The 20,512-nt window shown below is 61.8% G+C and carries 19 protein-coding genes and 1 other RNA gene; 10 read left to right on the top strand and 10 right to left on the bottom strand.

Annotated features, from left to right (window positions below; translation table 11 throughout):
* Positions 1-82: 82 nt before the first annotated feature.
* From AB4O09_RS02260 to AB4O09_RS02245, 4 genes are all read right to left on the bottom strand, one after another.
* On the bottom strand, positions 83-1,300 hold the full coding sequence (locus tag AB4O09_RS02260; RefSeq protein WP_172831554.1) for a 2-octaprenyl-3-methyl-6-methoxy-1,4-benzoquinol hydroxylase: 1,218 nt from the start codon (positions 1,298-1,300) through the stop codon (positions 83-85).
* Between the two features lie 67 nt (positions 1,301-1,367).
* Positions 1,368-2,555 (bottom strand): 2-octaprenyl-6-methoxyphenyl hydroxylase, encoded by a 1,188-nt coding sequence (gene ubiH / locus AB4O09_RS02255; protein ID WP_003206682.1) that lies wholly within the window; start codon positions 2,553-2,555, stop codon positions 1,368-1,370.
* Positions 2,552-3,886, bottom strand: coding sequence for a Xaa-Pro aminopeptidase (gene pepP / locus AB4O09_RS02250; protein ID WP_013694516.1), 1,335 nt, complete (start codon positions 3,884-3,886; stop codon positions 2,552-2,554). The genes ubiH and pepP overlap by 4 nt, the downstream gene beginning before the upstream one ends.
* Positions 3,887-3,911: 25 nt before the next feature.
* Positions 3,912-4,466, bottom strand: coding sequence for a YecA/YgfB family protein (locus tag AB4O09_RS02245; RefSeq protein WP_003206685.1), 555 nt, complete (start codon positions 4,464-4,466; stop codon positions 3,912-3,914).
* 129 nt (positions 4,467-4,595) lie between these two features.
* On the opposite strand from AB4O09_RS02245, the gene AB4O09_RS02240 reads away from it, so the two are divergent.
* The 4 genes from AB4O09_RS02240 to AB4O09_RS02225 all read left to right on the top strand — a co-directional run bounded on the left by AB4O09_RS02240 (position 4,596) and on the right by AB4O09_RS02225 (position 6,049).
* The gene (locus AB4O09_RS02240) at positions 4,596-4,805 is read left to right on the top strand and encodes a TIGR02449 family protein (RefSeq protein WP_003177365.1); all 210 of its coding nucleotides are present in this window, start codon (positions 4,596-4,598) and stop codon (positions 4,803-4,805) included.
* A complete protein-coding gene (locus AB4O09_RS02235; protein WP_003177364.1) occupies positions 4,802-5,119 on the top strand; it encodes a cell division protein ZapA in 318 nt (105 codons plus the stop codon). The genes AB4O09_RS02240 and AB4O09_RS02235 overlap by 4 nt, the downstream gene beginning before the upstream one ends.
* A gap of 30 nt (positions 5,120-5,149) precedes the next feature.
* Positions 5,150-5,329, top strand: a non-coding RNA gene (gene ssrS / locus AB4O09_RS02230) — 6S RNA.
* Between the two features lie 114 nt (positions 5,330-5,443).
* On the top strand, positions 5,444-6,049 hold the full coding sequence (locus tag AB4O09_RS02225; protein WP_013694517.1) for a 5-formyltetrahydrofolate cyclo-ligase: 606 nt from the start codon (positions 5,444-5,446) through the stop codon (positions 6,047-6,049).
* A 35-nt stretch (positions 6,050-6,084) separates the two neighbouring features.
* Here the strand turns inward: AB4O09_RS02225 and AB4O09_RS02220 are convergent, their stop codons facing one another.
* Positions 6,085-6,231, bottom strand: coding sequence for a hypothetical protein (locus tag AB4O09_RS02220; RefSeq protein ID WP_003206689.1), 147 nt, complete (start codon positions 6,229-6,231; stop codon positions 6,085-6,087).
* A 195-nt stretch (positions 6,232-6,426) separates the two neighbouring features.
* Between AB4O09_RS02220 and AB4O09_RS02215 the strand changes: the two genes are divergently transcribed.
* The 4 genes from AB4O09_RS02215 (at position 6,427) to AB4O09_RS02200 (ending at position 11,761) form a co-directional block, all read left to right on the top strand.
* A complete protein-coding gene (locus AB4O09_RS02215) occupies positions 6,427-6,876 on the top strand; it encodes an EVE domain-containing protein (RefSeq protein WP_003206690.1) in 450 nt (149 codons plus the stop codon).
* An 81-nt stretch (positions 6,877-6,957) separates the two neighbouring features.
* On the top strand, positions 6,958-7,923 hold the full coding sequence (locus tag AB4O09_RS02210) for an HlyD family secretion protein (RefSeq protein ID WP_003206693.1): 966 nt from the start codon (positions 6,958-6,960) through the stop codon (positions 7,921-7,923).
* Positions 7,920-10,643 carry a ribosome-associated ATPase/putative transporter RbbA gene (gene rbbA, locus AB4O09_RS02205; protein WP_003206695.1) on the top strand — a complete coding sequence of 908 codons (2,724 nt, stop codon included), beginning with the start codon at positions 7,920-7,922 and terminating at the stop codon, positions 10,641-10,643. Before AB4O09_RS02210 ends, rbbA begins: the two co-directional genes overlap by 4 nt.
* The gene (locus tag AB4O09_RS02200; RefSeq protein WP_013694520.1) at positions 10,643-11,761 is read left to right on the top strand and encodes an ABC transporter permease; all 1,119 of its coding nucleotides are present in this window, start codon (positions 10,643-10,645) and stop codon (positions 11,759-11,761) included. The genes rbbA and AB4O09_RS02200 overlap by 1 nt, the downstream gene beginning before the upstream one ends.
* 67 nt (positions 11,762-11,828) lie before the next feature.
* Here AB4O09_RS02200 and AB4O09_RS02195 read toward each other — a convergent pair whose 3' ends face one another.
* Positions 11,829-12,245, bottom strand: coding sequence for a flagellar basal body-associated protein FliL (locus AB4O09_RS02195; RefSeq protein ID WP_003206698.1), 417 nt, complete (start codon positions 12,243-12,245; stop codon positions 11,829-11,831).
* Positions 12,246-12,395: 150 nt separating this feature from the next.
* Between AB4O09_RS02195 and AB4O09_RS02190 the strand changes: the two genes are divergently transcribed.
* Entirely contained in the window at positions 12,396-13,373 is a 978-nt protein-coding gene (locus AB4O09_RS02190; RefSeq protein ID WP_013694521.1) for an NADPH:quinone oxidoreductase family protein, read from the top strand.
* Positions 13,374-13,589: 216 nt separating this feature from the next.
* Positions 13,590-14,939, top strand: coding sequence for a glycerol-3-phosphate transporter (gene glpT / locus AB4O09_RS02185; protein WP_003206703.1), 1,350 nt, complete (start codon positions 13,590-13,592; stop codon positions 14,937-14,939).
* Here glpT and AB4O09_RS02180 read toward each other — a convergent pair.
* The 4 genes from AB4O09_RS02180 to AB4O09_RS02165 all read right to left on the bottom strand — a co-directional run bounded on the left by AB4O09_RS02180 (position 14,915) and on the right by AB4O09_RS02165 (position 20,375).
* Positions 14,915-15,583, bottom strand: coding sequence for a gamma-glutamylcyclotransferase (locus tag AB4O09_RS02180; RefSeq protein WP_003206704.1), 669 nt, complete (start codon positions 15,581-15,583; stop codon positions 14,915-14,917). The two genes, glpT and AB4O09_RS02180, sit on opposite strands and share 25 nt — an antisense overlap.
* A 322-nt stretch (positions 15,584-15,905) precedes the next feature.
* Positions 15,906-16,874 (bottom strand): CDP-6-deoxy-delta-3,4-glucoseen reductase, encoded by a 969-nt coding sequence (locus AB4O09_RS02175; RefSeq protein ID WP_003206708.1) that lies wholly within the window; start codon positions 16,872-16,874, stop codon positions 15,906-15,908.
* Entirely contained in the window at positions 16,874-18,340 is a 1,467-nt protein-coding gene (gene ubiD / locus AB4O09_RS02170) for a 4-hydroxy-3-polyprenylbenzoate decarboxylase (RefSeq protein WP_028237440.1), read from the bottom strand. The genes AB4O09_RS02175 and ubiD overlap by 1 nt, the downstream gene beginning before the upstream one ends.
* Before the next feature lie 79 nt (positions 18,341-18,419).
* A complete protein-coding gene (locus AB4O09_RS02165; RefSeq protein WP_013694524.1) occupies positions 18,420-20,375 on the bottom strand; it encodes an acyltransferase family protein in 1,956 nt (651 codons plus the stop codon).
* Positions 20,376-20,512 lie beyond the last annotated feature (137 nt).

Below are 20,512 nucleotides of genomic sequence, written 5' to 3'. Positions count from 1 at the left end.
CCACATTGCACACCTGTGGGAGCAAGAGCTTGTGTGGGAGCAAGGCTTGCCCGCGATGAGGCCATAAGCCCCAACCCACCTCTCAGGCCTTGGCCAGATCCGGCAAATCCCCAATCAACCCCAGCGCCTCGCGCACAAACAACGCCTTGGCCTCGGGCATGCGGTCCACCAGCTTCAACCCGGTATTACGCAACCAGCGCACCGGCAATGGATCGGCCTGGAACAAGCGCTCGAAACCTTCCATCGCCGCCATCAACGCCAGGTTATGGGGCATGCGTCGCCGCTCGTAGCGGCTCAGCACCTTCACGTCCGCCAGTCGTTCGCCACGCCCGGCCGCCTGCAACAGCACTTCGGCCAGCACGGCGGCGTCGAGGAAGCCCAGGTTCACGCCCTGCCCGGCCAACGGATGAATGGTATGGGCCGCGTCGCCGATCAATGCCAGCCCTTCGGCCACATAGCGCTTGGCATGTCGTTGGCGCAGCGGCACGCACAGGCGTGGGTCGGCACTCAGTACCGTGCCGAGCTGGCCTTCAAAGGCCCGTTCCAGTTCGCTGCAGAATTGAGTTTCATCGAGCGCCATCAAGCGCTGCGCTTCACCGGGGGTGGTGGACCAGACGATCGAGCACCAGTCGTGCCGGCCGTCACGCTCAAGTGGCAGGAACGCCAGCGGACCGTTGTCGGTGAAACGCTGCCAGGCCGTCATTCGATGCGACCGGGCGCTGCGCACGCTGGTGACGATGGCGTGGTGCAGGTAATCCCATTCCCGCGTGGCAACGCCGGTCAGGCGACGCACGGCGGAATTCGCGCCGTCAGCCGCGATGACCAGGGGCGCGCGCAACGTGCGGCCATCGGCCAGGGTCAGCAGCCAGTCATCACCGGAACGACGCATCTGTTCCAGCCGGGCATTGGCCAGCAGGCCCAGGTCGCAGTCATGCAGTCGATCCAGCAAGGCGTCCTGCACAACGCGGTTTTCAACGATGTGCCCAAGCGCCTCGGCGTGCAGGCTGGCGGCCGAGAAATGGATCTGCCCGGTGCCGCTGCCGTCCCAGACGTGCATGTCGGTATAGGGGCTGGCGCGCCGGGCGGTGATGCCGTCCCAGACACCCAGGCGCTCGAGGATCCGCTGGCTGGCCGTCGACAAGGCACTGACCCGGGGTTCGAACGCGGCCTGGGGGTCGAAGGGTTTGACACTCATCGGGCTGCCGTCGAGCAGCAGCACTTGCAGGCCACTGCCCTGCAACGCCAGCGCCAGGGCGCTGCCGACCATACCGGCGCCGACAATCAGCAGATCTGCACGCAATTCCATGCTCTAAGCCTGTTTTGCTGGCGACATCGGTCGCCCATGAAAAGAAATGACAGCCCCGGCCTCAAGCATCGGGACGCGTCCCCAGCCCCATGGCCTGACGGGCGAACCAGCGCTTGGCCGGCGGCAGCAAGTCGAGGCCCAACAGGCCGAGGTTACGGCCCAGGGACACCAATGGCAGGTTGCTGGCGAACAGGCGCGTGACCTGGTCGGAGAAGCCCACGGTCAGGACCTGATCCATTCGCTGGCGCTCGCGATAGGCTTGCAACACGGCAAAATCCCCAGGCTCGCTTTCGCTGTCGAGCAGGGCATCGGCCAGGGCCTGGGCGTCGCGCAGGGACAGATTGAACCCCTGCCCGGCAATCGGGTGCAGGCTGTGGGCGGCGTTGCCCAGGATCGCCAGGTGCGGACGGACCTGTTCTTCGGCCTCCACCAGCGCCAGCGGGTACAGATGTCGTACGCCCACCTGTTTCAGGGTGCCCAGGCGATAGCCGAACACGCCCTGCAATTCACTTAGAAAACTGCGCTCGTCGAGGGCCGCCAGCCGTTGTGCGTCCATGCCCTGACGGGTCCAGACCAGCGCGCAACGATTCTCCGGCAGTGGCAACAAGGCCATCGGGCCGTCATCGGTGAAACGTTCGAAGGCCATGCCGTTGTGGGCTTCGCTGGGGGTGATGTTGGCGATCAAGGCGCTCTGGTCGTAGGGTCGACTGCGCACGCCGATACCCAACTGCTCGCGCAGGCTGGAGCGGCCGCCATCAGCCAGTACGGCAAGGTCGCATTCCAGGGTGGTTTCGTCGTCCAGGGTCAAGCGATAACCGCCGACCAGCGGCTCCATGCGGGTGACCTGCGCCGGGCAGCGCCAACTCACCACCTCCGGGTCCAGGCCTTGCCACAGGCACTGGCCGAGCCAGGCGTTTTCCACCACGTAGCCCAGCGCCGGCACGCCCTCTTCCATGGCCGACAACCGCGCCGTGGAAAACCGCCCGCGGTCGGACACATGGATCTGTTTGATCGGTTCGGCGCGGCGGGAAATCTCCTGCCAGACACCCAGGCGTTGATAAATCTGCCGGGCACCGTAGGACAATGCCGAGGACCGGGCGTCGTAGCTTGGCTGCCAGGCATCGCCGGGGGCAAAGGGCTCGATCAGCATGATCTTCCAGCCCCGGGCCTTGGCACCGGCCTGCAGGGCCAGCGCCAGGCTCGCGCCGACCAGGCCGCCGCCGACGATCGCCAGATTGACCCGGCTCATGCCACTTGCGTCCGGGCAGCGGCCATCAGGGCCTCGATGTCGGCGACCGTCTTCGGTACGCCGTGGCTCAGGATTTCACAACCGGTTTTGGTCACTACCACGTCATCCTCGATGCGCACGCCAATGCCGCGCCATTTTTTCGCTACGCTGCGGTTGTTCGGGCCGATGTAGATGCCCGGCTCCACCGTCAGCGTCATGCCGACCTCAAGTACCCGCCACTCGCCGCCGACCCGATATTCGCCCACGTCATGCACGTCCATGCCCAGCCAGTGGCCAGCGCGGTGCATGTAGAACGCCCGGTAGGCCTCGCTGGCGATCAACGCGTCCACCTCACCCTCCAGCAGGCCAAGGCGCACCAATCCTTCGGTAATCACCCGCACCGTCGCTTCGTGAGCCTGGTTCCAGTGTTTGTCCGGCGCAATCTGGGCGAACGCGGCTTCCTGGGCAGCCAGCACCACTTCGTAGATCGCCTTCTGCTCGGGTGAGAACTTGCCACTGACCGGCCAGGTACGGGTGATATCGCTGGCATAGCAGTCGATTTCACAGCCTGCGTCGATCAGTACCAGGTCGCCGTCCTTGAGCAGCGCGTCATTCTGCTGGTAGTGCAGGATGCAGCTATTGCGCCCCGCCGCGACGATCGAACCATAGGCAGGCATCTTCGCCCCGCCCTTGCGGAACTCATAGTCCAGCTCGGCTTCCAGGCTGAACTCATGCAGCCCCGGACGCGCCGCCTGCATCGCCCGAATGTGCGCCTGGGCGGAAATCCGCGCCGCTTCGCGCATCACTTTCACTTCTGCAGCCGATTTATACAGGCGCATGTCATGCAGCAGATGATCCAGGGCAACGAATTCGTTCGGCGGCTGGGCGCCGAGGTGGGCCTTGGAGCGAATCACGTTGATCCACTCCATCAGGTGCCGGTCGAATTCCGGGTTGCTGCCCATGGCCGAATACACCCGGTCGCGGCCTTCGATCAGGCCCGGCAGGATGTCGTCGATGTCGGTGATGGGAAACGCGTCGTCGGCGGCGTAGTCACGGATCGCCCCTTCCTGGCCGGCGCGCAGGCCATCCCACAACTCACGTTCGGCGTTGCGTTCGCGGCAAAAGAGGATGTATTCGCCATGGGCGCGGCCCGGCATCAGCACCAGTACCGCCTGCGGCTCGGGAAAGCCGCTGAGGTACTGGAAGTCGCTGTCCTGGCGATAGACGTGCTCGACGTCGCGGTTGCGGATCGCAACGGCGGCGGCGGGCAGGATTGCGATGCTGTTGGGTTCCATCTGCGCCATCAGGGCCTTGCGGCGACGGCTGTATTCCGATTTCGGGATATGAATCATGGGCAGACGGTGTTCCCTCTAAAAATTAATGCAAGGACGGCTTGGGGGCCGCTGCATCGGTTTTCTTGGTCTCGGTGAACAGCAGCAATGGCGCGACCCGCAGGTACTCCATCACTTCCATGTAGTCGCTTTCGCCGTCATCGGACTCTTCCAGGGCATCCTGGACCTGGGAGATCGCGGCCAAGTCCTGCAACACTTCCTTGGCCTCTTCGCTCAAGGCGTATTCGCGACGGGTCAGGCCGAAGCCGGCGAGGAAGCCCTGGCACCATTGGCCCAGCGCAGCGGCGCGGTCGGCCAAGGGGGCGTCGTCAGTGGGCAGCAGCAGGACGACGGTCATGTCGTCGCTGGTCAGCTCGCCCTTGACCATTTCCTGCAGGCCGATGAGCGCGTTGCGGACGTTGTCCGCCGGCTCGCCTTCCAGCAGTTCGGCGGCGTCGGCCAACCAGCCGTCGGCATCGAAGCCGGCACCGGCGCAGCTGCGACCGAGCAGCAGGCCATGCAGTTCGGCAGGCGAGACAGGATGACCGCTGGTGCTCAGCAGGGTGGCGAATGCTTGATACGGGGAATTCTGAATGGGCATGGGCAGCTAGGCGCCAGACGGCGCTATGTCTAGAATGGAGGCCTTGTATCCTACATCGACAGACTCGCCAAGACTATCAGAGGCTGTGCGACCCATACCCTCCATCAGACACAATCTTCAGTGGACACAATGGAAGACACCGACCTGCAAGCGCTGATGGCCAGACTCGAACTGCTAATTGACCGGGTCGAGCAACTTAAGAGCCAAAACGGACTCCTATTAGCTCAGGAAAAAACCTGGCGCGAGGAACGCGCGCACCTCATTGAAAAAAACGAAATCGCCCGGCGTAAGGTCGAATCGATGATTTCGCGCCTCAAGGCCCTGGAGCAAGACTCATGAGTTCAAGCAATAGCGTTACCGTGCAGATCCTCGACAAAGAATATTCGATCATCTGCCCCCAGGAAGAGCGTAGCAACCTGGTGAGCGCCGCCCGTTACCTGGATGGCAAGATGCGCGAGATCCGCAGCAGCGGCAAAGTCATCGGTGCCGACCGCATCGCCGTGATGGCCGCCTTGAACATCACCCACGACCTGCTGCATCGCCAGGATACACCGGACCTGCAGGTCAGCGGCTCGACCCGTGAACAGGTGCGCGACCTGCTCGATCGGGTGGATCTGGTGCTCGCCACCGATCCAGACGTCAGCAAGGGCTGATTCGCGAGGCTGCCTGGGGTATACTCGCATCACTCCCTGGGGTGCTTGCCAGTTGGTGATGTCCCTGAGCCGATACGCACAACCACGGGGGTTGCACGTTGGGGCCGGTGTGCATGTCCGCTTGACGGAAAGCCTTAACGCCCCCTGCAACTTCCACCTTGAACTTTCGGGTTCAAGGGCTAAGCCGACAGCGGTTCATCCGGGGAGCCTGACTCCAGACAATGCCAGTCCATGCGGACTGGCATTGTCGTTTCTGGCGCCGGCATTTCTGGGCAGCCTGTTTTGCGGTTACGCTGTGACATCGCCACTGCGTGAAGCACTGATATGACCGAACCTGCGCTGCTGCCCCGCCCGCAACTTCGACGCCTGCTGCGCCAGGCCCGTCGCGCCCTGACGCCCGCCCAGCAACGGCAAGCCGCCCGCGGGCTGTACAAGCAACTGGCCCAGCATCCGCTGTTTCGCCGTGCGCGGCACATCGCCCTGTACCTGCCCAACGACGGCGAGATCGATCCGCGCCTGCTGCTGCGCGCAGCCCAACGCCGGGGCAAGGCTACTTACCTGCCGGTGCTCAGCCCGTGGCCGCAGACCAAGATGGTGTTCCAGCGCATCCACCCCGGCGAAAAAATGCAGCCCAACCGGTTTCGTATTCCTGAACCGCGCAAGAACCTCGCCCGGCAACGCAAGGTCTGGACGCTGGACCTGGTGCTGTTGCCACTGGTGGGGTTTGACGATGCGGGAGGTCGATTGGGCATGGGCGGCGGCTTTTATGACCGCAGCCTGGCGTATCTGGCGCGACGCAAGCAGTGGCGCAAGCCGACGCTATTGGGGCTGGCCCATGAATGCCAGAAAGTCGAACGATTGGCGCAGGCAAGCTGGGACGTGCCGCTGCAGGGAACGGTCAGCGACAGGCAATGGTATATCGCGGGGTAGACGCCGCGGTCATCAGCGGCGCCAGGAAAGCGGGTTCAGCGTTTGAACGATGACGCGGGTTGGGTGATTTCCACCGGCGCGTCGGTCTTGTTGGCCCACAGGCTTTGAGCGTAACCCGTGGTCACGACACCTAGACCGAACAGAATGACCAAGATCCACAACAAATCCGGTTTGCGTTTCATCGATTGCCCCCCTCAAGGCATATCACACACGATGACAGCAGCGGTTTTCTTATTGGCCGTGCAGCAGCGTCAAGCTTGGAAGGCCGGCATTTTGCGGCAACCGGCCCCGACACGCAAACTCTGGCGTCAACCGACTGTCGGTTTGTCATAAAATCGCTGAACTATTTTTTTCAACACCGCCAAGGAGTAGCAATCATGGCCTATTGGCTGATGAAGTCCGAGCCCGACGAATTATCCATCCAAGGCTTGGAAAAGCTCGGCCAGGCACGCTGGGACGGGGTTCGCAACTACCAGGCGCGTAATTTCCTGCGGACCATGGCGGTGGGCGACGCGTTCTTTTTCTACCACTCCAGTTGCCCCGAGCCAGGCATTGCCGGGATCGGCCGGATCGTCCGCGCGGCCTACCCCGATCCGACAGCGCTGGAACCCGATAGCCATTACTTCGACCCCAAGGCCGGCCCGGACAAAAACCCCTGGACCGCGATCGACGTAGCCCACGTCGAAACGTTTCCCCACGTGCTGAAGCTCGACTACCTCAAGCAACAGACCGCGCTGGCTGAAATGCCACTGGTGCAGAAAGGCTCGCGACTGTCGGTGATGCCTGTCACGGCCGAACAGTGGGCAGCAGTGATTGCCCTGCGCTGATCGCCGATGAGTTGATGGATATCAAGCTGGATCGGTCATTGATCCCGCAGACTTCGATGCTATAGCCGCAGGATGCCGGACATGTCGACGAACCATCGTACCTCGCGTTTTTTTGCCTTTGCCTTGATGACCGTGTTGCTGGCCGCCGGCGGTTTCGGCTACTGGAAGTCACGCCACGATCGCCTGCCGGAAGGCTTGAGCATGGGCAACGGCCGCCTGGAGGCCACCGAGGTCCAGATCGCCAGCAAGACGCCCGGACGCCTGGCCGAAGTTCATGTCGACGAAGGCGACAACGTCATCAAGGGCCAAGTGCTGGCGCGCATGGACACCCGCACCCTGGAGGCCCAGCGCAATCAGGCCGAGGCCGAAGTCGTGCGTGCCCGACAGAACCTTGCCGCCACCGAAGCCAACGTACAGTTGCGCCAGAGCGAACAATTGCTCGCTCACCAGGAACTCAAGCGGACCCAGGAACTGTTCAAGCGCGGTTACGCCAGCGGCCAGGTCATCGACCAGCAACAAGCCCGCGTCGACACCGCCAACGCTGCGGTCAACGCCGCTCGGGCCCAGGTATCGGCGGCGAATGCGGCCATCGGCGCGACCCTGGCCCAAGTGGCGCAGCTCACCAGTGAAATAGATGACAGTACGTTGCGGGCGCCACTCGACGGCGTGATCCAGTTGCGCCTGGCCGAGCCGGGTGAAGTGCTGGGCGCCGGCGGCCGGGTGTTGCTGATGATCGATCCGAATGACCAATACATGAACCTCTACCTGCCGGCCTCGGTGGCCGGAAAACTGGCAGTGGGCAATGAAGCGCGCCTGCTGCTCGACGCCCTGCCCGAGCGACCGCTGCCGGCCAAGGTCAGCTTCGTCGCGGCCAAATCCCAGTTCACCCCGAAAGAAGTCGAGACCCGTGATGAACGCCAGAAACTGGTGTTCCGCGTCAAAGTACGCCTGACCCAACCCGGCGAAGTGCCCCAGGCCAAACCCGGCATGCCCGGTGCCGGCTATGTACGCACCGCCCCCATCGACTGGCCGGCCAACCTGCAATGAGCACCGCCCTCGACGAGGCATTGCACGCCTCGGGCATCGAGCATCGCTACGGCCAGCAGGTGGCGTTGAGCGATATCGCCTTCAGCCTGCCCGTCGGCACTCGCTGCGGCCTGATCGGCCCGGACGGCGCCGGCAAGTCGAGCCTGCTGGGGCTGATTGCCGGAGTGAAGAAACTCCAGCACGGCCAACTGGACGTGCTCGGCGCCTCGATCGACGACCGACGCCATCGCAACACCCTCTACCGACGCATTGCCTTCATGCCCCAAGGGCTTGGGGGCAACCTTTACCCGGACCTGTCGATACGCGAGAACATTCGCTTCTTCGGCACGCTGTTCGGGTTATCGCGGGCAGACTGCGAACAACGCATGGGCACTTTGCTGCTGGCCACCGATCTGCAGCGTTTTGCCGATCGTCCGGCGGGCAAGCTGTCCGGCGGCATGAAGCAGAAGCTCGGCCTGTGTTGCGCGCTGATCCATGAACCGGACCTGCTGATTCTCGACGAACCCACCACCGGCGTGGACCCGCTGTCCCGGCGGCGCTTCTGGGAACTGATAGAAGACGTGCGCCGACAACGCCCGCAACTGACCCTGCTGGTCGCCACCGCGTACATGGAAGAGGCCGAACAATTCGAGCATTGCCTGATGCTCGACAACGGTCGCTTGATCGCCAAGGGCCTGAGTGCGGAGCTGGCCAAGGTCACCCCGGACGGCAAGCTCGATTCGGCCTTCACCCATTTTCAGGGCGACAGCGGCCGCGATGCCGAGCCGCTGGTGATCCCCCCCAGGAGCGCCAACACCACCGACATTGCCATCGAAGCCCACGACCTCACTTTGCGCTTCGGTGATTTCACCGCCGTCGACAACGTCAGCTTCGCGATTGGTCGCGGCGAGATCTTTGGGTTCCTGGGTTCCAACGGTTGCGGCAAGACCACCACCATGAAGGTGCTGACCGGGCTGATCCCTGCCAGCGAAGGCAGTGCCCGGCTGCTGGGCAACCCGGTCAACGCCAAGGACCTCGCCACCCGCAAGCGGGTGGGTTTCATGTCCCAGAGTTTTTCGCTGTACGGCGAACTGAGCGTGCGCCAAAACCTGGAGCTGCACGCCAAGCTCTTCGACCTGCCCACGACGGACAGTCGCCAGCGCATCGACGAACTGATCCAGCGCTTCAATCTCCAGGCGCTGGCGGACCAGCCTTCCGGCTCGCTGCCACTGGGCCTGCGCCAACGTTTGTCCCTGGCGGTGGCAGTGTTGCATCGCCCGGAAGTGCTGATCCTCGATGAGCCGACCTCGGGTGTCGATCCGGCTGCGCGGGATGATTTCTGGCGACTGTTGATCGAGTTGTCTCGCGAACAGGGCGTGACAATTTTCCTTTCCACCCATTTCATGAACGAGGCCCAGCGCTGCGATCGCATTTCGCTGATGCACGCCGGCAAGGTCCTGGCTTGTGACACGCCGGCGGCCTTGCAGGCGCAGTTCAACGGCCAGACGCTGGAAGCCGCGTTCGTCACCTGCCTGGAGAAAGCCCAGGGCGAGACGCAACAAGACGCCGCTCCCGTGACCCTCGACAGTGCCGACGCCCCCCGGGACCGGCGCGGCCTGAGCCTCGGTCGCCTGTGGGCCGTTGCCAGCCGGGAGGGCAAGGAGCTGCTGCGCGACAAGGTGCGGATGGCATTCGCCTTGCTGGGCGCCTTGTTCATGATGGTGGTCTTCGGCTTCGGTATTTCCCTCGATGTGGAGAAACTGGCCTTCGCCGTGTATGACCAGGATCAGAGCCCGCAAAGCCGTGCCTATCTGGAAGCGTTCCGCAGCTCGCGCTACTTCGAGGAGCAGCCGATCATCCGCGACGCGAAGGAGCTGCATCGACGTTTGCAGCGCTCGGAGATCAAGCTGGCCCTGGAAATCCCCCCTGGGTTTGGACGTGACCTTTACGCTGGCCGCCAGCCGACAGTGGGCGCCTGGCTGGACGGCGGCATACCGTTTCGAGCCGAGACCAGTCGCAACTACGTCCAGGCCGTGCACCAGGCCAACCTTGAGCAACTGGCCGAACTCAGCAGCCGCGCACCGAACCGGCAACCCGGCGCGACGCTGGAGACGCGCTTTCGCTACAACCAGGACGTGGTCAGCGTCAACGCCATCGGCCCTGGGGTCATGGCGCTGATCCTGGCGTTCATTCCGGCCATGTTGACGGCGCTGGGCATCGTGCGGGAGAAGGAGCTGGGTTCGATCACCAATTTCTACGCCACGCCGCTGACGCGCCTGGAGTTCCTGCTGGGCAAACAAGTGCCCTACCTGGCGGTCAGCCTGATCAACCTGGCCCTGCTGACAGCGATGAACCGCTGGCTGTTCGGTGTGCCGTTCAAGGGCAGCGGCCTGACGCTGGCGGTGGGCGGCCTCCTCTATGTACTGGCGACCACCAGCATGGGGCTGCTGATCTCGGCGTTCACCCGCACCCAGATCGCGGCGATCCTCGGCACCATGATCATCACCAGCCTGCCGACCATCCAGTTCTCGGGGCTGATCGTGCCGCGTTCGTCCCTGGACGGCGCGGCCTCGGTGATGGGCCAGTTGTTTCCCGCCGGTTATTTCCTCGATATCGCCGTCGGCACCTTCACCAAGGCCCTGGATCTGCGCCAGCTATGGCCGCAATGCCTGGCGCTGGGCGGGTTTTTCCTGGGTTTCACCGGGCTCAGCCTGATCATGCTGAAAAAGCAGGAGGCCTGATGCACACGCTTTCACATATCTGGCGTCTGGGGCTCAAGGAACTGACCAGCCTGCGGTACGACTCCGTTCTGCTGCTGTTTTTGGGCTACGCCTTCACGGTGGCGATCTACATGCCGGCCGCCGGTTCGGTAATCGGCGTCCACAACGCCAGTGTCGCAATAGTGGACGAAGACCAGAGCCATCTCTCGCGCCAATTGGCCCAGGTCCTGCAACCGCCGGAGTTCCAGAACCCGGTGGCCCTGCCCTATGCCGAACTGGACAAAGTCATGGACAGTGGCCGCTACACCTTTGTCATTAATGTGCCCGCCAACTTCCAGGCCGACCTGCTCGCAGGACGCGAACCGACGCTGCAACTCAACGTCGACGCCACGGCCATGAGCCAGGCGTTCATGGGCGCCGGCTATATAGGACGGATTTTCCAACAGGAACTGACGACCTACGCCGGCCAGGCACAAACGAGCGAAGCAACACCCGTGAGGCTGACCACGCGTTCGCTGTTCAATACCAACCTGGAAGGTGGCTGGTTCCTGGCAGTGATCCAGATCGTCAACAACATCACGATCCTGGCCATCATCCTGACGGGGACCGCGCTGCTGCGCGAGCGCGAGCACGGTACCCTCGACCACTTGCTGGTGCTGCCGCTGACGGCATTGGAAATCATGCTGGCGAAAATCTGGAGCAACCTGCTGGTAGTGGTGCTGTGCACCTGGGCGTCGCTGGAAATCATCGTCAAGTTTGCCCTGGGCGTACCTCTCGCCGGCTCCATGGTGCTCTTCCTGCTGGTGACCGCACTCTACCTATTCGCCAGCACCTCACTGGGCATCTTCCTCGCCACCCTCGCTCGTTCGACGCCGCAGTTCGGTTTGCTGGCGATCCCGGTCATCATCCCGATGCTGCTGTTGTCGGGCGGCAGCACACCGCTGGACAGCATGCCGCAATGGTTGCAATGGGTGATGCAAGGCTCGCCCTCGACGCATTTCGTCAGCCTCAGCGCGGCGATCCTGTTCCGTGATGCCGGCCCTGGCGTGATCTGGCCGGACCTGCTGGCGCTGGCGGCCATCGGGCTTTTGTTCTTTGCAATCGCCCTGGCCCGGTTTCGGAAAAGCCTGGCGTCTTGACGAAAAAAAGCAGCCTTGGGCAGCGCCAGGAGATCCGGGCACTGCCAAAGGCTGCGATCGAGCCGGTTTACTGAATGATCAGGTTGTTGAACAACAGGTCATCGACCATCGGCTTGCCGGTTTCGTCGTTCATCACCTGCTGGGTCTGCTTCAACGCTTCCTGGCGCAGCTTTTCCTTGGCTTCCAGGTTATTCATGGCCTCGGTGGTCTGCTGGGCGAACAGCGCCACCAACTGGTTGCGAATCAACGGCTCATTGGCCTTGACCGCCGCCGCAGCAGCATCTCCCGTCACACGCAGGGCCACATCGGCCTTGTAGACCCTCAGCTTCGCCGAACCGTCGAGCCCATAGTTGCCAACAAAGGGTGGGCTGAGGGTGATGTAGCTGACCTTCGGCGCCTCACCTTCCTTCGCTTCCTTGCCCTCTTCGGCCATCGCTGCCACAGGCAGCGACAGGGCCAGCATCAACATGATCCACGCTTTCACAATTGATTCCTCATCCGGTTTGCGGCCCAGCATACCGCCCCGCCGTTCAAGCACAAGCTTATAGCCGGCTATCAGGGCAGGGCATGCTCGTTGACCCGTTGTCTCTCACACCTACACTTATCGGCCATCACTCCCAAAGGAATAGCCCTGATGAAAGCCGTGCTGTGCAAAGAATTCGGCCCCGCCGATTCGCTGGTGCTGGAAGACGTCGCCAGCCCCGTCGCCAAGAAGAACGAAGTGCTGCTGGAGGTGCATGCCGCCGGGGTGAACTTCCCTGACACGCTGATCATCGAGGGCAAATACCAATTCAAGCCACCCTTCCCGTTTTCCCCAGGTGGCGAAGCCGCCGGCGTGGTCAGCGAAGTGGGAGAGAAAGTCAGCCACTTGAAGGTTGGCGACCGGGTGATGGCGCTGACCGGCTGGGGCAGCTTTGCCGAACAGGTGGCGGTACCTGGCTACAACGTGTTGCCGATTCCTGCGTCCATGGATTTCAACACCGCCGCCGCCTTCAGCATGACGTACGGCACCTCGATGCACGCCCTCAAGCAACGGGCCAACCTGCAACCCGGCGAAACCCTGCTGGTGCTCGGCGCATCCGGTGGTGTCGGCCTGGCGGCGGTGGAGATCGGCAAAGCCATGGGCGCCCGGGTGATCGCTGCCGCCAGCAGCGCAGAGAAACTCGCCGTGGCGAAGGCTGCTGGCGCCGACGAATTGATCAACTACAACGAAACCAGCCTGAAGGATGAAATCAAGCGTCTCACCGACGGCCAGGGTGCCGATGTGATCTACGATCCGGTGGGTGGCGACCTGTTCGACCAGGCCATCCGCGCCATCGCCTGGAACGGCCGGTTGCTGGTGGTCGGCTTCGCCAGCGGACGCATCCCCGAACTGCCGGTGAACCTGGCCCTGCTCAAGGGCGCCGCCGTGGTGGGTGTGTTCTGGGGCTCCTTCGCCCAGCGCCAGCCTCAGGACAACGCCGCCAACTTCCAGCAATTGTTCGGCTGGTTTGCCGAGGGCAAGCTCAAGCCGCTGGTGTCGCAGGTGTACCCGCTGAGCAATGCGGCACAAGCCATCAATGATCTTGGCCAACGCAAGGCGGTCGGAAAAGTGGTGATTCAGGTTCGCTGATTGCTTACCTGAATTGTTTTATACCGGGCCGTAACCCTACGACCCGGTTTCGCCATTCCCACACCGTCCTTCAGTTATACCTGAGCGACATGTTCATAAAAGAACACAACATCTCCAACATTCCTGCTTTTTTGTTGATGCGAACCGATGCTATTTTCGGTAACGAAACTGTAACATTCGCATCCGCAGTCAAAACAAGAAATTTGGAGCTCTTGAATGTTTGCTTTCTTTCGCCCTGCCGCACATCAGGCTCCATTGCCTGAAGAAAAAATAGACAGCACCTATCGACGCCTTCGCTGGCAGATTTTCGCCGGGATTTTCATTGGGTATGCGGGTTACTACCTGCTACGCAAGAACTTCACCCTGGCATTTCCGGATCTGATCGCCCAAGGCTATACAAAAGGCCAACTGGGGGTGGCGATGTCGGCGATCGCGATCGCCTACGGCCTTTCCAAGTTTTTGATGGGCATCGTGTCCGACCGCTCCAACCCTCGTTACTTCCTGCCCTTTGGCCTGATCGTGTCCGCCGGCGTCATGTTCGTTTTCGGTTTCGCACCGTGGGCAACCTCCAGCGTGACCATGATGTTCATCCTGTTGTTCATCAACGGTTGGGCCCAAGGCATGGGTTGGCCACCTAGCGGGCGCACCATGGTCCACTGGTGGTCGCAGAAAGAACGCGGCGGTGTGGTTTCGGTATGGAACACCGCCCACAACGTCGGCGGCGGCCTGATCGGTCCACTGGCGATACTTGGCATGGGCTGGTTCAACGACTGGCACAGCAAGTTCTACGTACCGGCAGCGGTGGCGCTGCTGGTCGCTGTATTTGCCTTCATTGTCATGCGCGACACGCCGCAATCGACGGGCTTGCCACCCATCGAGAAGTACAAGAACGATTACCCGGAAGGCTACGATGCCAGCCACGAAGAAGAATTCAGCGCCAAGGACATCTTCGTCAAATACGTGCTGCGCAACAAAATGCTCTGGTTCATCGCGCTGGCCAACGTCTTCGTCTACTTGTTGCGCTACGGCATCCTGGATTGGGCGCCGACCTACCTTAAAGAGGTCAAGCACTTCAACTTCGACAAGACGTCCTGGGCTTACTTCCTGTACGAGTGGGCCGGCATTCCCGGCACGCTGCTGTGCGGGTGGATGTCGGACAAGATCTTCCGGGGCAACCGTGGCCTGACGGGCATGGTGTTCATGGCATTGGTGACCGTTGCGACGATCGTTTACTGGCTGAATCCGCCGGGCAACCCGATGGTCGACATGATCTCGCTGTTCGCGATCGGCTTTCTGATCTACGGTCCGGTCATGCTGGTAGGCCTGCAGGCGCTGGAGCTGGTGCCCAAGAAAGCGGCGGGCACGGCTGCCGGCTTTACCGGTCTGTTTGGTTATCTCGGTGGTTCGGTCGCGGCCAGTGCCATGATGGGCTACACGGTGGACTATTTCGGCTGGGATGGCGGTTTCATCCTACTGGTTGTCGCCTGCCTGCTGGCGATGGCCTTCCTCGCGCCAACCCTGTGGCACAAGCAGATCGCCAGTCAGAGCCGCGAAGCGGTCGCCTGATCCAGCGCTGATTTGCAGCGCTTGAGCCGCGCCTCCAGATTCCGGTCTGGCATGGCGTGGCTGCGCAGGGCGTGGATGGTCTGCTCGACATAATCGCGAGTGGTGCCGTAACGCCCACAGGCGCTTTCAAATACCTGGCTCAGCACATGGTCCGGCAGGTTGCCGGCATAGCTGGGCAGGTGTCGCTCCAGCACGAACCCCAAGGCTTGCACCCGGCTGCCATCCTCGAGACGGCAACTGAGCCAGTGCGGGCGATAGGACGGGACCGGCATCTCGCGTTGCCACAAGGCAAACAGCGAGTCCTCGAGATTCTCCTCCGGCAATCGGTAGGCGAAACCGCTGCACGAGCCGCCGCGATCCAGCCCGAACACCAGCCCCGGCAACTCCGGTGTACCGCGATGCTCGTGGGACCACAGGTACAAACCGCGATGATAACCATGGACCCGGCCGCGCATCCGCTCCACCGCCGTGCATTCGGGCCGCCAGATCAATGAACCGTATGCGAACAGCCAGACCGGACCGCCCTGGTGGAGGCTCATGGTCAATTGCATCGAGGCGAGCAGTTGCTCACGGGTCAATTGCGGCCCCAGCTCGAGTCGTGGCGGGTACAAGGCACAGCTAATGGCGGATTCGATAGCGGTCATGGCCGGTAGCGTTTGGCTCCTCGCGGGTCAAAGAGTTCGGTCGCGCGCCGTCATGATGCTGGCGCACATAGAGATCAAGGCAAGTTGGATGCCACTCCTGCCTACGATGTTGGCATATACCTTAACGACATCTAGTGCGCACGCTAAATATCGAATAGATATATCGTCAGGCCTATAACCCTGTGGGATCAAGGCTTGCCCGCGATGAGAGCGATGCGGTCTTTCAGAGACCAAGTTGCCTGTTTCGCGGGCAAGCCTTGCTCCCACAAAGCGGAAATTCCCTCGCCACAAAAGCAGACCTCAGGCAAATTTCAAGAGTGGCTCAAGCCCGCGGCGCATACGCAAACACGTCGGCGCGCATTTGATGGGCGTCCATGCCGGCTTCCACCAGCGCATCGAGCGTGGCGTAGATCATGGCCGGCGAGCCGCTGGCGTAGACGTGCACGCCGGAAAGATCGCTGATGTCCTCGCACACGGCTTCGTGGAGCATCCCGCAGCGCCCTTCCCAGCCGCACAAGTCGCTGACGACTTTATGCAGGAACAGGTTCGGCAGTTTTTTCCATTCGTCCCAATGCTCGATTTCATAGAAATCTTCCGGCCGCCGCACACCCCAATACAGGTGCACCGGGTGCTTGAAACCCGCTGCCCGGCAATGCTCGATCAGGCTGTGCATCTGCGCCATGCCGGTTCCGGCGGCGATCAACACCAACGGTCCGTCCGGCAGTTCGGACAAATGCGTGTCGCCAAAAGGCATCTCGATACGCACGCTGGGGTTGCGTCGCAGTTGCTCCAGCAGGGCTTGTGCACTGCTTTCGCGCACCAATACGTGTAATTGCAGCTCGCGCCCCGAATGTGGTGCCGAGGCCAGGGAGAAGGCCGATTTTTCGCCGTTTTCCCGTTCGATCATCAGGTACTGCCCGGCGTGATAGCGCGGCGGCTTGCCGGCCGGCGCACGCAGGTGCACGCGCCAGACATCGCCCCCCACGTCGGCGCACTCGACCACCTGGCACGCCAGGTTGCGTACCGGTAGCTCACCCGGCGACAGCACGCCATCCCACAACACCACGCAGTCCTCCAGCGGCTCGGCGATGCACGTGAAGATCTCACCATGATCGCGCACCTCGCCCGCCTGCTCCACGCGGCCTTCCACCAACAACGCGCCACAGACATGGCAGTTGCCGTTACGGCAGCTTTGCGGGCATTCATAGCCCAGGCGCCGCGCGCCATCGAGAATCCGCTCGGCGGGCCGGATCTCCAGCACCGCCCCGGAAGGCTGCAAGGTTACACGCATCAATCTATTCCTAACTGATTCCAGATGGCATCGATCCGTTGGGTAACGGCCTCATCCTTGACGATAACCCGGCCCCACTCACGGGTGGTTTCACCGGGCCATTTATGCGTAGCATCGAGCCCCATCTTCGACCCCAGGCCGGACACCGGCGAGGCGAAGTCGAGGTAGTCGATCGGCGTATTCTCGATCATCACCGTGTCGCGCTTGGGGTCCATGCGCGTGGTGATGGCCCAGATCACGTCGTTCCAGTCCCGTGCGTTGATATCGTCGTCGGTGACGATAACGAACTTGGTGTACATGAACTGTCGCAAAAACGACCAGACACCGAGCATCACCCGCTTGGCATGCCCCGGATACGACTTCTTCATGGTCACCACGGCCATGCGATACGAACAGCCTTCCGGCGGCAAATAGAAATCGGTGATTTCCGGAAACTGCTTCTGCAGGATCGGCACGAACACTTCGTTCAACGCCACCCCCAGAATAGCCGGCTCATCGGGCGGACGACCGGTGTAGGTGCTGTGGTAAATCGGCTTGATCCGATGGGTGATGCGCTCGACGGTGAACACCGGGAAGCTGTCAACTTCGTTGTAGTAACCGGTGTGGTCGCCGTACGGACCTTCATCAGCCATTTCACCAGGATGGATCACCCCTTCGAGGATGATCTCGGCGGTGGCCGGCACTTGCAGGTCGTTGCCGCGGCATTTCACCAGCTCGGTGCGGTTGCCTCGCAACAGGCCGGCGAACGCATATTCGGAGAGGCTGTCGGGCACCGGCGTGACGGCGCCGAGGATAGTCGCCGGGTCCGCGCCCAGGGCCACCGACACCGGGAATGGCTGGCCGGGGTGTTTTTCACACCACTCACGGTAGTCCAGCGCACCGCCCCGATGGCTCAGCCAGCGCATGATGACCTTGTTGCGGCCAATCACCTGCTGACGATAGATGCCCAGGTTCTGGCGATCCTTGTTCGGGCCTTTGGTAACGGTCAGGCCCCAGGTGATCAGCGGCCCCACGTCGCCCGGCCAGCAGGTCTGCACCGGGAGCATGGCCAGGTCGACATCGTCGCCCTCGATCACCACTTCCTGGCAAACCGCGTCCTTGACGACTTTCGGCGCCATGGAAATGATCTTGCGGAAAATCGGCAGTTTGGACCAAGCGTCCTTCAGGCCTTTGGGCGGCTCGGGCTCCTTGAGGAACGCCAGTAGCTTGCCGATTTCGCGCAGTTCGCTGACGGCTTCGGCGCCCATGCCCATGGCCACGCGCTCCGGCGTGCCGAACAGGTTGCCCAAGACCGGAATGTCGTAGCCCGTCGGGTTTTCGAACAACAGCGCCGGGCCTTTGGCCCGAAGCGTGCGGTCGCAGACTTCCGTCATCTCCAGCACTGGAGAGATCGGAACCTGGATGCGTTTCAACTCGCCGCGCTGCTCAAGCTGCTGCACGAAATCCCGAAGATCCTTGAATTTCATTGAGATGCCACCCCGAAAATAGGCGTACATCCTACCTGCTCTAACGTCCAAACAGCAGCCCGAGCATGCATGGCCGCGATCAATTGTCAGTCGTACCCAGCAGCATTGGGGTAAACAATGGACTCAGCCGGGCGCTGCCAAGGTCAGACAGATGATCCTCGTCCCTGTACTGAGAATAGCCGTTGACCTCTATGCTGCAGATTTGACCCGAACACATCAGCGGGGTCGGGTCGATGACATGCACACCCGGATCGGCAGCGCTCATCGAATCGAACAAGGCACTTAGAAACCCCTGGCGTGCCAAGTGTTCCTGGAGTGGACGCCCCAACCCCTCGGCTGAACGCCCGACACGGGCCAGGCTGGTCAATCGACTGATAGCCCCCTTGCGCTGCAACGGGACTTCCTTGAACAACCACACTTGCACGCCCGCCTCCCTCAACATTGCCACCCGTGCCTTGAGCGCCGTAGCCATACGCGCCTCGGCCTCGACCCTGTTGTCACGAGGGTTGAGCAACACCTTCTTGTCGCCATCCTCGCGACCGTAGACGTAAAGACTCCAATTGGAAGCCAGCACCACATCCTTGATCTGCAGGCGGCGAACCTGCTCCATGGTGTTTTCGTTAAAATCCCTGCAACGCTGACGCAGATCGTCGCTCAGGATCGGCGGGCAGGCGCTCATGCTGTAGAGCCATACCGGGCGCCCCTCACGTGTGGCGTTATCTTCAATCGCCGGCAATAACGCCGCGGCATGGCTGTCACCCCAGAACAGTTGAGTCGCCGGGGTTTCTTTGTTCCCGCCAATCAGGCACGCCTTGTCCAGACTCTTGTCCGAGGTCACCAGCATGCATTCCATCTGCCCGGCCTTCCAATCCAGCGCCTGCGCATACTCCAGCGCCTTGCCGGTAAGGCGTTGTGGAAAGCCATCCGCCGAACGCACCACCGAGCCTGTCACCGCCAGGGCAACCATCGCCAGCAAGCCTCCTACCAACACAGGTTTGCGTCCGGGCAGCAAGCGTTTCTCACGAAACGGAAGTTCGACGAAGCGCCAGCTCAGCCAGGCAAGACTCAACGCCAGCAGCATCCAGCCCAGCGCCTCCAGATGCTCGATACCGTCGATGGAAACAGCATTGGCATAGACATAGACCGGCCAATGCCACAGGTAAAGGGAATAGGAAATCAAACCAATCCAGACGAGCACCCTGGCACCGAGCAGTTGAGCGACCCAGGTCGAACCCTGCGCCCCGGACCAGATCAGCGCGGTGGCGCCGAGAACAGGCAGTAGAGCGGCCCAACCCGGGAACGTCGTGGTCCTGTCAAAGGTGAAAACAGCCAGCAGCACCGCCGCCAACCCGGCCACACCCGCCAACTGATAGAGCCACGGCCTCACAGCGTGTCTGGAGGTGGGCAATACCGCGAGCATCGCACCGCACAACAGCTCCCAGGCACGTGTCGGCAACGAGAAAAAAGTGACGTCAGGCTTGCGGTCGATGTAAGCGATGTTCAGCCCGAAGGAAATCAGCAAGACGGTAAACAGCATCCAGCGCCAATGACGGACTTGACGCATCAACACCACCATCAGCAACGGAAAGAAAATGTAGTACTGCTCCTCGACAGCCAATGACCAGGTATGAAGCAGTGGCTTCAGGTCAGATGCCGGCTCGAAGTAGCCGTCTTCACGCATGAACAAGATGTTTGAAATGAACAGCGACTGATAACGAACCGTCCGGCCAAGTTCCGAAAAGTCCTTTGCCGTCAGCAGCGCCCAGCCCAATGCCAAGGTTACCAACAGCACCAGGCTCAAAGCCGGAAGGATACGTCGCGCACGTCGGGCCCAGAAATCGACGAAGCTGAAACGCTGCGCACTGATTTCACGGAACAGGATGCTGGTTATCAGGAACCCGGAAATGACAAAGAAGATATCGACGCCGACAAAGCCGCCGCTGAACGTGCTGAAGCCGAAATGAAACAACACCACCGGGATAACAGCCAAGGCCCTCAAGCCGTCGATATCACGGCGATTGCCAAACGTGTGCATAACGCTCCTTGCCTTGAAATATACAATGCCAACAGCAAGGACACTGCCGGCCTTTAAAAGTGTCGATTTTGATACAAACTTCAGCAAAAAAAAGAGCGCCCCTATTCAGGGCGCTCTTTTTTTGAAGCGTTGCTTCG

The organism is Pseudomonas sp. H1_F01, from assembly GCF_054681425.1.
The sequence above is the reverse complement of the archived record's forward strand: the minus strand, read 5'-3'. Positions and strand labels throughout refer to the sequence as shown.

What these genes read in the sequence shown, in the direction of transcription:
- AB4O09_RS02210 (WP_003206693.1), top strand. Translation starts at nt 6,958, where the DNA reads ATGTCGACGAACCATCGTACCTCGCGTTTTTTTGCCTTTGCCTTGATG.
- AB4O09_RS02190 (WP_013694521.1), top strand. Translation starts at nt 12,396, where the DNA reads ATGAAAGCCGTGCTGTGCAAAGAATTCGGCCCCGCCGATTCGCTGGTG.
- AB4O09_RS02180 (WP_003206704.1), bottom strand. Translation starts at nt 15,583, where the DNA reads ATGACCGCTATCGAATCCGCCATTAGCTGTGCCTTGTACCCGCCACGA.
- AB4O09_RS02245 (WP_003206685.1), bottom strand. Translation starts at nt 4,466, where the DNA reads ATGCCCATTCAGAATTCCCCGTATCAAGCATTCGCCACCCTGCTGAGC.
- AB4O09_RS02235 (WP_003177364.1), top strand. Translation starts at nt 4,802, where the DNA reads ATGAGTTCAAGCAATAGCGTTACCGTGCAGATCCTCGACAAAGAATAT.
- ubiH (WP_003206682.1), bottom strand. Translation starts at nt 2,555, where the DNA reads ATGAGCCGGGTCAATCTGGCGATCGTCGGCGGCGGCCTGGTCGGCGCG.
- AB4O09_RS02200 (WP_013694520.1), top strand. Translation starts at nt 10,643, where the DNA reads ATGCACACGCTTTCACATATCTGGCGTCTGGGGCTCAAGGAACTGACC.
- AB4O09_RS02165 (WP_013694524.1), bottom strand. Translation starts at nt 20,375, where the DNA reads ATGCACACGTTTGGCAATCGCCGTGATATCGACGGCTTGAGGGCCTTG.
- AB4O09_RS02240 (WP_003177365.1), top strand. Translation starts at nt 4,596, where the DNA reads ATGGAAGACACCGACCTGCAAGCGCTGATGGCCAGACTCGAACTGCTA.
- ubiD (WP_028237440.1), bottom strand. Translation starts at nt 18,340, where the DNA reads ATGAAATTCAAGGATCTTCGGGATTTCGTGCAGCAGCTTGAGCAGCGC.
- AB4O09_RS02225 (WP_013694517.1), top strand. Translation starts at nt 5,444, where the DNA reads ATGACCGAACCTGCGCTGCTGCCCCGCCCGCAACTTCGACGCCTGCTG.
- glpT (WP_003206703.1), top strand. Translation starts at nt 13,590, where the DNA reads ATGTTTGCTTTCTTTCGCCCTGCCGCACATCAGGCTCCATTGCCTGAA.
- rbbA (WP_003206695.1), top strand. Translation starts at nt 7,920, where the DNA reads ATGAGCACCGCCCTCGACGAGGCATTGCACGCCTCGGGCATCGAGCAT.
- pepP (WP_013694516.1), bottom strand. Translation starts at nt 3,886, where the DNA reads ATGATTCATATCCCGAAATCGGAATACAGCCGTCGCCGCAAGGCCCTG.
- AB4O09_RS02175 (WP_003206708.1), bottom strand. Translation starts at nt 16,874, where the DNA reads ATGCGTGTAACCTTGCAGCCTTCCGGGGCGGTGCTGGAGATCCGGCCC.
- AB4O09_RS02220 (WP_003206689.1), bottom strand. Translation starts at nt 6,231, where the DNA reads ATGAAACGCAAACCGGATTTGTTGTGGATCTTGGTCATTCTGTTCGGT.
- AB4O09_RS02215 (WP_003206690.1), top strand. Translation starts at nt 6,427, where the DNA reads ATGGCCTATTGGCTGATGAAGTCCGAGCCCGACGAATTATCCATCCAA.